Source organism: Bifidobacterium sp. 2450, from assembly GCF_041900695.1.
In the GTDB taxonomy this organism is placed as follows: Bacteria; Actinomycetota; Actinomycetes; order Actinomycetales; family Bifidobacteriaceae; genus Bifidobacterium; species Bifidobacterium longum.
The window spans coordinates 88,175-96,497 of record NZ_JBHEEA010000010.1; the positions used below are offsets into that span (position 1 = coordinate 88,175).

Annotated in this window: 10 protein-coding genes and 1 pseudogene; 7 read left to right on the forward strand and 4 right to left on the reverse strand. The window is 58.0% G+C overall.

All coding sequences use genetic code 11. From position 1 onward, the window contains the following. Nucleotides 1-75: 75 nt before the first annotated feature. A complete protein-coding gene (locus ACEUKI_RS07280; protein WP_080785191.1) occupies nt 76-267 on the reverse strand; it encodes a hypothetical protein in 192 nt (63 codons plus the stop codon). Nucleotides 268-449: 182 nt separating this feature from the next. Here ACEUKI_RS07280 and ACEUKI_RS07285 point away from each other — a divergent pair, with 182 nt between their 5' ends. Both ACEUKI_RS07285 and ACEUKI_RS07290 read left to right on the forward strand, forming a co-directional pair. After that, a complete protein-coding gene (locus tag ACEUKI_RS07285; protein WP_251847668.1) occupies nt 450-2,039 on the forward strand; it encodes a type VI secretion protein ImpB in 1,590 nt (529 codons plus the stop codon). Next, nucleotides 2,036-2,254, forward strand: coding sequence for a hypothetical protein (locus ACEUKI_RS07290; protein ID WP_144169152.1), 219 nt, complete (start codon nt 2,036-2,038; stop codon nt 2,252-2,254). Before ACEUKI_RS07285 ends, ACEUKI_RS07290 begins: the two co-directional genes overlap by 4 nt. Before the next feature lie 33 nt (nt 2,255-2,287). Here ACEUKI_RS07290 and ACEUKI_RS07295 read toward each other — a convergent pair whose 3' ends face one another. Both ACEUKI_RS07295 and ACEUKI_RS07300 read right to left on the reverse strand, forming a co-directional pair. After that, complete coding sequence (locus ACEUKI_RS07295) at nt 2,288-3,265, reverse strand: aldo/keto reductase family protein (protein WP_144169155.1); 978 nt, start codon at nt 3,263-3,265, stop codon at nt 2,288-2,290. Between the two features lie 106 nt (nt 3,266-3,371). After that, a complete protein-coding gene (locus ACEUKI_RS07300) occupies nt 3,372-3,863 on the reverse strand; it encodes a LysR family transcriptional regulator substrate-binding protein (protein WP_318156488.1) in 492 nt (163 codons plus the stop codon). A gap of 124 nt (nt 3,864-3,987) precedes the next feature. Here ACEUKI_RS07300 and ACEUKI_RS07305 point away from each other — a divergent pair. The 3 genes and pseudogenes from ACEUKI_RS07305 (at nt 3,988) to ACEUKI_RS07315 (ending at nt 5,937) form a co-directional block, all read left to right on the forward strand. Continuing rightward, nucleotides 3,988-5,345 (forward strand): annotated as a pseudogene (locus ACEUKI_RS07305) (Na+/H+ antiporter NhaC family protein). A 42-nt stretch (nt 5,346-5,387) separates the two neighbouring features. Further along, nucleotides 5,388-5,681, forward strand: a complete 294-nt coding sequence (locus ACEUKI_RS07310) for a helix-turn-helix domain-containing protein (protein WP_251847641.1) — start codon at nt 5,388-5,390, stop codon at nt 5,679-5,681. Further along, nucleotides 5,647-5,937, forward strand: coding sequence for a HipA domain-containing protein (locus ACEUKI_RS07315; RefSeq protein WP_251847667.1), 291 nt, complete (start codon nt 5,647-5,649; stop codon nt 5,935-5,937). The genes ACEUKI_RS07310 and ACEUKI_RS07315 overlap by 35 nt, the downstream gene beginning before the upstream one ends. A gap of 16 nt (nt 5,938-5,953) precedes the next feature. On the opposite strand, the gene ACEUKI_RS07320 is transcribed toward ACEUKI_RS07315, so the two are convergent. Continuing rightward, a complete protein-coding gene (locus tag ACEUKI_RS07320) occupies nt 5,954-6,517 on the reverse strand; it encodes a DNA-deoxyinosine glycosylase (protein WP_251847666.1) in 564 nt (187 codons plus the stop codon). 91 nt (nt 6,518-6,608) lie between these two features. On the opposite strand from ACEUKI_RS07320, the gene ACEUKI_RS07325 reads away from it, so the two are divergent. Together ACEUKI_RS07325 and ACEUKI_RS07330 are read left to right on the forward strand one after the other, a co-directional pair. Beyond that, complete coding sequence (locus ACEUKI_RS07325) at nt 6,609-6,734, forward strand: hypothetical protein (protein WP_286012096.1); 126 nt, start codon at nt 6,609-6,611, stop codon at nt 6,732-6,734. A 350-nt stretch (nt 6,735-7,084) separates the two neighbouring features. Then, on the forward strand, nt 7,085-8,269 hold the full coding sequence (locus ACEUKI_RS07330) for an IS256 family transposase (protein WP_131218582.1): 1,185 nt from the start codon (nt 7,085-7,087) through the stop codon (nt 8,267-8,269). Nucleotides 8,270-8,323 lie beyond the last annotated feature (54 nt).

Below are 8,323 nucleotides of genomic sequence, written 5' to 3' on the forward strand. Positions count from 1 at the left end.
TGTTGTGGACTTCCGTGTGAGGAGGAAGTCCACAACACCATCTTATCGGGACAGGGATTGCTTCGGTCTATCCGTTTAGCTGCGAAGCAGTATTTCGGAGAGGACGAATCGGATGCTTGCGGGCATATGCGAATCGGAACAGTCTTCCATATCGGAGCTGCTGGCATGTTCCATGGCGTCGAAGCTGAGTAGAGCACGCGGACCGTCATGGTGGATGGCCGCATATGCGCGTTCCTTAGTCAAATAACGCATATTGGTATGCAGCATATTCCCCATGGTACGCATGCATGCCGCTGCTCTGCCGTTGCGCGTGTGGCGTGGGTGAAGAGCGTGCTTGGGCGCGTTGCGTGCGTCGACTTCGGCAGCTCCGAACAGGCATGTCATATCGAACAAATGTTCGACTATGTTGATATGATGGTCGGGCCAGCGGTGGTAAGGAGGTGATGGCGATGGGCGGCGGAACGGTATCGACGCAACGTGAGCATACCTATATTGCCATTGATCTCAAGTCCTTCTATGCCTCGGTGGAGTGCGCGGCTCGTGGGCTCGACCCGTTGACTACGCATCTGGTGGTGGCCGATGAAACCCGCACCGATAAGACAATATGTTTGGCGGTCTCACCCTCGCTGAAGAACTATGGCATTCCCGGTCGTGCGCGGCTGTTTGAGGTAAAACAGCGCCTGAATGGAGTCAACATCGAGCGCGCGGTCCATGCTCCCGGCGGCCGATTAATCGGGGAGTCCTGTGATGCGCGCGACCTGGAACGCTCGCCGAGACTCAAGGTCTCGATGGTCATCGCCAAGCCGCGCATGGCGCACTATCTGGAAATCAGCGGGCAAATATATGGCATCTACCTCAAATACGCCGCACCCGAGCACATCCATGTCTACTCGATTGACGAGGTGTTCATCGACGCCACGCCATATCTGCGCTCGCTGGGTATGGGGCCGCATGCGATGGCGCGAACCATCGTGCGCGAAATCCTCACCAAAACCGGCATCACCGCCACTGCCGGCATCGGCTCCAACATGTATCTGGCCAAAGTCGCCATGGATATCGTCGCCAAGCACATGCCCGCCGACAAGGACGGCGTGCGCGTGGCCGAACTGAATGAAATGTCATATCGTCGGCTGCTTTGGGATCATCGTCCGCTCACCGATTTTTGGCGGGTTGGGCGCGGCTATGCCAAGAAGCTCGAGCATGCCGGACTGATGACCATGGGCGATATCGCCCGATGCTCGGTGGGTCGTGCTTCGGATTACTACAACGAAGACCTGCTGTATCGCATGTTCGGTGTCAATGCCGAACTGCTCATCGACCATGCGTGGGGCTGGGAGCCGTGCGAAATCGCGGATATCCGATCCTATGAGCCAGGTGCGCACAGCATCAGCAGTGGGCAGGTGCTCACCGGCCCCGCCGACTATGCCACGGCCCGGCTGATCACCAAGGAGATGGCCGATGCGCTGGCCCTCGATCTGGTCGATAAAAGCGTGCTGACGAACCGACTGACGCTCGCCGTCGGCTATGACATCGGCAGTCTTGATTCGTCAAAGCTTGATTCGTGCGCTGATTATGCGATGAAACGTGCCGCTGAGCGGGCAGCGAAAAGCTATCAAGGGCCGGTGGTCATCGACCGATTTGGGCGCAAGGTGCCCAAGAGCGCGGTCGGATCGATTGGTTTGGGTGATTTCACCTCGTCGTCGGCACGTATTCGTGAGGCCATGACGATGTTGTACGGGCGCATTGTGGATTCACGCTTGCTTGTGAGGCGGTTGACCGTCATCGCCGATGATGTGGCCACTCCGGAAGAGCTGGCCACCGGCAAACGCTATGAACAGCTCGACTTGTTCGGTGATGACGAGGCCCAATCGTATGGATCCGATTCCGCCAGCGAAAAAGATGGAGAGCATGATATCCAGCGTGCGCTGCTGGATGTGAAACGTAAATTCGGCCGCAACGCCGTCATCAAAGCCATGGATATGGAAGACGGCGCCACCGGTCAGGACCGCAACCGTCAGATCGGAGGCCATCGCGCGTGACCCTGCAAGAGACCCGTGCATACGACGACATCATCAACCTGCCACACCATCAGTCGTGCAAGCATCCGCACATGTCCCGCCACCAGCGGGCCGCGCAGTTCATGCCGTTCGCGGCCTTGACCGGATACAACCAGGTCATTGAGCAAACAGCAAAAAACGCCGAAACCGCCATCGCCCAGGCCGAGGCCCAAGGCGATACCGATTTCGGCGTTTAACAATCGCTCCCGTTGGAGGAAGTCTCAGATTCGTCAGCCCACGTGACGCTCAAAGCGGTGGAAGCCAGTGATCTTGTCGATCTCGGCCATCGCATCGGCTGGAATCTTGAAGCCGGCGGCCTTCATGTTGTTCTCCAGCTGGCTGGGCTTGGAAGCGCCGGCGATCACACAGCTGATCTCCGGGTGCTGCAGAATCCAAGCCATCGAAAGCACCGGCAGATTCGTGCCGAGCTCGTCGGCCACCTTGCGCAGCTGCTCCACCTTGTCGAGGTCCTCGTCGGTCAACAGGTCGTTGATCTGGTGGTCGGACTGCCACGTGGCGCGCGAACCGGCCGGCAACGGCTGGCCCTTGCGATACTTGCCGGTCAGCAGACCCTGCGCGAGTGGGGAGAACGTGGTGATGCCGATGCCGAGCTTGCGGCAGGTGCCCATGATCTCATGCCCGATATAGCGATCCTGCAGGTTGTACTGCGGCTGAACCACGGTGATCGGGTACAGGTTGTAGCGGTCGATAATGCGCTGGGCCTCTTCGAGACGGGCCGAACCCCACTCTTCGGAAACGCCGTAATACAGCACCTTGCCCTGGGCAACCAAATCGCTCATGGCGCGCAGCGTCTCGGTCAGATCGGTGGTCTCGTCGAATCGGTGGCAGAAGTACATGTCCAGATAATCAGTCTGCATATTCTTCAGCGTCTGGTCGATGCTTTCGAAAATGTGCTTGCGGGACAGGCCACGATCGTTCACGCCTTCGCCGGTGGGGAAGTAGACCTTGCTGGAGATGACCAGCTCCTTGCGCGGATACTGCTTGAGCACCTCGCCAAGGAAGCGCTCGGCCGCGCCGCCCGAATAGGCGTCTGCGCAGTCGAAGAAGTTGACGCCGTTGTCGAAGGCAAGCTTCACGGTCTCCTTGGCCACATCCTCAGCCGCCGTGTCCTTGAGATCCGTGACCCAGCTGCCCAGCGCGACTTCACTGATCTTCAGTCCCGACTTGCCGACGCTGCGATACTTCATGTGTACTCCTTGATAATCAATCGTCACCGCCGTCTCTTCATGGCCGGACGTGAACACTAACAATTCGATTAAAACAGTTCAATCCCACTTGAACGCAAGTTGGCGGCTATTGCGACACGCCGGTGGTGACTTCGCGGGCGCAACGAATGAAATCGTCAATGACGCTCCAGCGGTATGGTGTGGCCGAAACGCCGAATCGGATGGCGTATTCGGTCTCCGGCCCGCAATCCAGCACACGCAAGGTGCGCAACCATTCGGCGCCGAGCAATGCGGGCAGGAATCGCTCCGGGCACAGGCATGCGCCCATGCCGTAATGGCATAGTTCCAGCAGCGTCAATATGTTGTCCGAACGGGCGGCGACTTTCGGCTCGAATCCGGCGTGACGGAACAGAATCTCGCCGATGCGGCCATCGATGTCCTGCGGATTGCCCAGCAAAAACGGGCAGTGCGCCGACGAAGATAGATCGCCTGAAGCAATGGCGCGTTCATCTGGAATCGTGTTGGGAATGGCGGAATCGTTGGCAATATTAGTCTGGCTGTTCGCGGTTCCGGTGGTGACTAAATCCAGCCATAATGATTGCGCAATAACCAGTACCATACGTTCGTCGTAGGATCTGGGATTATCTTGAGTCATGGCTCGTGCGAATAGCGTTGATGTTTGCAACCGCGGGTCATGGGATGAAATCTGAGATGAGGTCGTAGCCGGAAGAGGAGAGGGTCGCATGCTGGAAGCGGGCGCGATGTTGCTGTTCTGTGCGGTGCTGTTTGCCAGCGTCGCCCTCGGCTGGTCGATTATTCCCGCGCTGTTCGTTGGTGTGCTGCTGTTCATGGGGTATGGGCTGGTTCGCCGGTGCTCGCTGCGCGCGATGGCGAGCCGTGCGGCCGGCAGCGTACGGTCCGCGGGGACCGTGGTGGTGACCTTCGTGCTCATCGGCGTACTGACCTCGCTGTGGAGGGCTAGCGGGACCATCGCCTTCATCGTGGCCCATTCGACCGCGGTAATTCACGCCGCCGCGGTGATTCCGCTGTCGTTTCTACTGTGCTCGGCGATGTCGGTGCTGGTCGGGTCGTCGTTCGCCAGTGCGGCGACTATGGGCACCATCTGCATGTCGCTGGGATTGTCGATGCGGGCGAACCCGGTGATGCTCGGTGGCGCGATTCTTGCGGGCGTCTATGTGAGCGATCGTTGTTCGCCGGTTTCCACCAGCGCCTTGCTGATCAAACAGCTTACGCATACGAACCTGTTCAATACTATTGCCCGCATGCTGCGCACTGGTGCGGTGCCGTTTGTGCTGAGTTGTGTGGTATACGTTGCGGCTGCGGTGGCGGAGTGGCTGGCTCGGCTAGAGCGTCTGTTTCAACCAACGCAAGCAGCATAACCGATGTCGGCGGATTGTTCTCATCGGCCTTCGATTTGCATTGGCTTACCCTAGTTCCAGCATTACTGGTCATCGTGTTGGCGTTGCTGCGTGTGGACGTTCGGCTGCTTATGCTCGCCAGCATTGCCGCCTCGGTCGCGATATGCGTGGGCGTGCAGCACATGGAATGGGCGGAACTGTTGCGGCTGCTTGTTTTCGGTTACCATGCGCAAAATCCGCAGGTGGCCGCACTGCTGGACGGCGGTGGTATCCTCTCCATGCTCACTGTGATGGCCATTGTCTGCATCTCTTCCGCTTACGCCGGCATTTTTGCCGAGACGCGGATGCTTGCTCGGTTGCAGCAGGTCATCGAGATGCTCGGCCATCGCCTCGGCGCATGTGGTGCCACCATGATTACCGCGACTTGCGCGGCGGCGCTCGCCTGCAACCAAACCCTCACCATCATGCTCACTCACCAGTTGTGGGGTGGGCTGTACGGCGACGACGAATCCGAACGCTCCGCACAAGCTATCGATTTGGAAGACAGTGCCGTGGTGATCGCTCCGCTGATTCCTTGGTCGATCGCCGGTGCAGTGCCGCTCGCCACCATCAACGCGCCCACGTTCAGCTTGGCCGCCGCGACCTTCCTCTACCTGCTGCCGCTCTCGCGGATGCTCGCCTCGGCTGTACGCCGCCGGCACATTGCAACTACTAATATGTGAGTAATTATTGTCTTTTTGGACCGAAATTGCTAATATATTAGTATGTTTTCTTTGTTGGATGAGCCTATGCCTGGGGATGTTTCGGCTGCGATTGCCGAACGCATGGTTGCCAGGCGCAAAGAGCATAAGTTGTCGCAAACGGCTCTGGCTAGAAAATCCGGCGTGAGTCTTGGCTCAATCAGGCGGTTCGAGCAGCAGCACGAAATCTCATTGACGGCGCTCATCAATATCGCGTTTGCGCTGAGCTGCGAGCAGGATTTTGAGACACTGTTTTCACATCCGTACTATGCAACTATCGATGATGTCATTGCTGCGCGGGAGAGGGGAGCGCGATGATCATGCGAAGAATTTCTCTTGTCTATATGATCGTTCTCGCCAAGCGTGGAGATTGTCGCCTGGATATGATTTGACAGAAAATCCCGGGACCAACGGCGAGCACACCACTTCGGTTAATGGTAAGGGGAAGAACATCACTGTTGCGGATTTGGCTAGTGTCGGTGTGAAGGCTGGTATTTCGCGGGCGCGCTGTATTGCTATTGCCAATGAGATGCAAGGTAGGATTCGTGATGCTGGGTTTGCCGTCCGAGATTGATGGTTTCGCCATGCTTCTAGTTTTTCCAATACGCATTCTCTAGTACGTTTGCCTTTTGAAAAGCTTCGCGATAGGCGGTGATAAGGTCCGGCAAACGCATTGAGGCGTTGGCCGGGCTGGTGGAGGGCAGTTGGGTCATGCCGATGGCGATACAGGCTTCGGTCAGGCGCGGCTCGATAAGTTTGCGGTAAAGTTGCGCTGATTTCGCGCCGGTTGTGAAGATGTGGGCGATTGGAGCGCCGCGCAAGATTGGTGCCAAGTCGTTGGGCTCGGCATTGCGGATGCTGGCATCGCTAGCTCCGGTGATATCGCAAGAAGCAATGACATCCCATAACGCAATGTGGTGGCGCAGAGCAAACGCACGACGGGGCTCAGGTAAATCGCCGACAGCGTCAGTAGGATCAGCGGAGTTGACAAACAGCGCCTGCATCACCGGCCAAAACCGGTTCTGCGGATGCATATAGTAAAACGCCGACGCTCGGGATTTCGGACTCGGCATCGATCCCAAAATCAAAACCCGGGACTCACCATCCCACACCGGCCCAAACCCATGCTCCACATGTTCGCTCATAGGCCCCATATTATGCCGTTTGGTCTTGAAAATAGTCCGGGGGGAGAGGACGGTTAATGTCATATTCCCCCGAAGAGAAGAAGGATTTACAATGAAAAAAATGTGGAAGAAATTGCCAGTGAAGACACAAGCCATTCTTATTGGTGTTTTAGTCGTCGTTTGCGCAATTGTTGCGGTATTTGGATATCAGGCAGTTGACAATATGCTGCATCCTCAGGCGACTTAGCGAGACACTCCCCGGTGATTGAAAAGATGTATTCACCTATTGCAGAAATGGACTCGTATACGGTGAATGTCCACACAACAGAGCCGAAAAAAATAGGCTACATCGTTACCAAGCGCTGTTACTCATGCTATGAGGCATGAGTAACAGCGCTTTTTTATGGTATAGCAAGGTCAATTATTTATCGTCAAAAATCAGTTGGGAACTGATTTATTCTTGGAGGTTATGCGATAACGCCTGAGATTTTGCGCACTTTGGTTTGGGCTTGAGATAGGGGCATGGCCCGTGTCCTGTGTACGATTTTCAGTCGCCAGACATTAGAAAACCGCGATTGGAAACGAGGGCACGAAGCCATGTCACAGCAGATTCTACAGGTCGACCAGGCCATGTTGGAAACCACCCTGGACCGGATGGTCCGCAAAAGCGTCGAGGAGACCCTGAACGCGATGCTCGACGCCGAGGCCGACGAGATCACCGGCGCCGCGCGCTACGAGCGCAGCGGGGACCGCAAGGCGTACCGGGCCGGCCACTACGAGCGCGACCTGACCGTCAAGGCCGGCAAAATGAGCCTGAAAGTGCCGAAACTCAAGGGCGCGGTGTTCGAGTCGGCCGTGATCGAACGATACCGTCGGCGTGAGGAGAGCGTCGAGGAGGCCTTGATCGACATGTACCTGGCCGGCGTCTCCACCCGCCAGGTCGATGATGTCAGCCGGCTCCTGTGGGGCGACCGCATGCCCTCGCAGACCCTGAGCGACAAGCTCAAGCGCGTCTATGCGGATATCGACGCATGGCGGGGCAGGCCCCTCGAACAGGATTACCCGTACCTGTTCATGGACGGCGTGTGGCACAAAAGGTGCTGGGGCGGGTCCGTGGAGAACGTGAGCATCCTGGTGGCCATCGGCGTCGGCATGGACGGGCGGCGCGAGGTGCTTTCGGTGGCCGAGGGCATGAAGGAGGACGCGGAAAGCTGGCGCGAATTCATCAAAGGCATGCTCGCACGAGGCCTCAAGGGCGTGAGACTGGTGACGGGAGATCGGTGCGCGGGGCTGGTCGCCGCCGCGGGCGAGCTGCTGCCCGATGCCCGCTACCAGCGGTGCATGGTGCATTTCGAGCGCAACATACTCGCCAGGGTCAACCCCGGGAACCGCGACTGGGCGGCCGACGCACTGAAGGCCGTGTTCTCCATGGAATCACGCGACAAGGCGTTGGAGAAGGCCGAATCCGTCGCCCGGGACATGGAATCCAGGAAACTCAAGGAGGCCGCCAAATGCCTGCGCGAGGGCATCGGCGAGACCACGACCTACCTGCTCGACGACTACCCGCGCGAGCATAGGCGTCGGATCCGCACCAACAACATGATCGAACGGCTCAACCGCGAGATCAGGCGCAGGACCCGCGTGGTCGGCTCGTTCCCCGACGGACGCAGCGCGTTGATGCTCGTCTGCGCGAGGGTCCGCTACGTGACATCCGACGAGTGGTCGACGCGCCGCTACCTCGACATGTCAAGGCTCGGTGAGACCGTACCAGCAGCGAACTGATCACCGCCACAGGGACGGGCGAAGACCAAAGTGCGCAAGAGTTCGGGCACTACC

Excerpts from the sequence above, each read along its gene's own strand:
- ACEUKI_RS07310 (WP_251847641.1), top strand. The coding sequence starts at position 5,388 with ATGTTTTCTTTGTTGGATGAGCCTATGCCTGGGGATGTTTCGGCTGCG.
- ACEUKI_RS07295 (WP_144169155.1), bottom strand. The coding sequence starts at position 3,265 with ATGAAGTATCGCAGCGTCGGCAAGTCGGGACTGAAGATCAGTGAAGTC.
- ACEUKI_RS07315 (WP_251847667.1), top strand. The coding sequence starts at position 5,647 with ATGTCATTGCTGCGCGGGAGAGGGGAGCGCGATGATCATGCGAAGAAT.
- ACEUKI_RS07300 (WP_318156488.1), bottom strand. The coding sequence starts at position 3,863 with ATGGTACTGGTTATTGCGCAATCATTATGGCTGGATTTAGTCACCACC.
- ACEUKI_RS07330 (WP_131218582.1), top strand. The coding sequence starts at position 7,085 with ATGTCACAGCAGATTCTACAGGTCGACCAGGCCATGTTGGAAACCACC.
- ACEUKI_RS07285 (WP_251847668.1), top strand. The coding sequence starts at position 450 with ATGGGCGGCGGAACGGTATCGACGCAACGTGAGCATACCTATATTGCC.
- ACEUKI_RS07280 (WP_080785191.1), bottom strand. The coding sequence starts at position 267 with ATGCTGCATACCAATATGCGTTATTTGACTAAGGAACGCGCATATGCG.
- ACEUKI_RS07320 (WP_251847666.1), bottom strand. The coding sequence starts at position 6,517 with ATGGGGCCTATGAGCGAACATGTGGAGCATGGGTTTGGGCCGGTGTGG.
- ACEUKI_RS07325 (WP_286012096.1), top strand. The coding sequence starts at position 6,609 with ATGTGGAAGAAATTGCCAGTGAAGACACAAGCCATTCTTATTGGTGTT.